At 55.2% G+C, this 1,055-nt stretch carries 1 rRNA gene; it reads right to left on the bottom strand.

Going from position 1 to position 1,055, the window contains the following annotated elements:
• Window positions 1-748, bottom strand: a 23S ribosomal RNA gene (locus ON31_RS07260); the annotation flags it as partial.
• Between the last annotated feature and the right edge of the window lie 307 nt (window positions 749-1,055).

The raw sequence follows: 1,055 nt of genomic DNA, 5'->3' as shown, positions 1-1,055 counted from the left end.
TGGGCGCCCTATTCGGACTCGCTTTCGCTACGGCTACCCCACACGGGTTAACCTCGCCACATACCGATGACTCGCAGGCTCATTCTTCAAAAGGCACGCCATCACCCCACCACAAGGGAGGGCTCTGACGGATTGTAAGCGCACGGTTTCAGGTACTATTTCACTCCCCTCCCGGGGTACTTTTCACCTTTCCCTCACGGTACTAGTCCGCTATCGGTCACCAGGTAGTATTCAGGCTTATCGGGTGGTCCCGACAGATTCACAGCAGATTTCACGGGCCCGCTGCTACTCGGGTGCCTACTACGGAAGCCGAGATGTTTTCGTCTACCGGACTCTCACCGTCTACGGTTGGCCATCCCAGACCAATTCGACTAACAACTCGGTTTCTCACTCCCGCCCAGCTCGGCAGAACTAGGAAAGTAGGTCCCACGACCCCGGCTATGCAACGACTGCCGTCTATCACACATAACCGGTTTAGCCTCATCCGCTTTCGCTCGCCACTACTCACGGAATCACTGTTGTTTTCTCTTCCTGTGGGTACTGAGATGTTTCACTTCCCCACGTTCCCTCCACACACCCTATATATTCAGGCGCGGGTAACACGACATCACTCGTGCTGGGTTTCCCCATTCGGAAATCCTCGGATCTCAGCTCGGTTGACAGCTCCCCGAGGCTTATCGCAGCCTCCTACGTCCTTCATCGGCTCCTGGTGCCAAGGCATCCACCGTACGCTCTTACACACTTACTAACAAAGATGCTCGCGTCCACTGTGCAGTTCTCAAACAACACACCCACCCAGAATTCCTCGGAGGACCTACCGGAGAACCGGCGGTTTCACTCGACATCCGAGTAGATCGTCTTTTGCCTGGAAAGAACGTCTGTTCTTTCAGGACCCAACAGTGTGTCGATATATTCACCGCGCTCGACCGCTGAGGACCGAGCATGATGCGATGAAGCTTGTCAGCGTTCCACCCATGAGCTTCAGCCGGACTACGTGTGAGTCCGAAACTGTCTCTGCCAGAAGCGATCTCGACTGTTCGAGAAGCTCACTGGAG

It is taken from the genome of Nocardia otitidiscaviarum NBRC 14405 (genome assembly GCF_000308635.1).
Classification (GTDB): Bacteria; Actinomycetota; Actinomycetes; order Mycobacteriales; family Mycobacteriaceae; genus Nocardia; species Nocardia otitidiscaviarum.
Note: the sequence above shows the minus strand (reverse complement) of the source record. Positions and strands in the feature narration are given on the sequence as shown.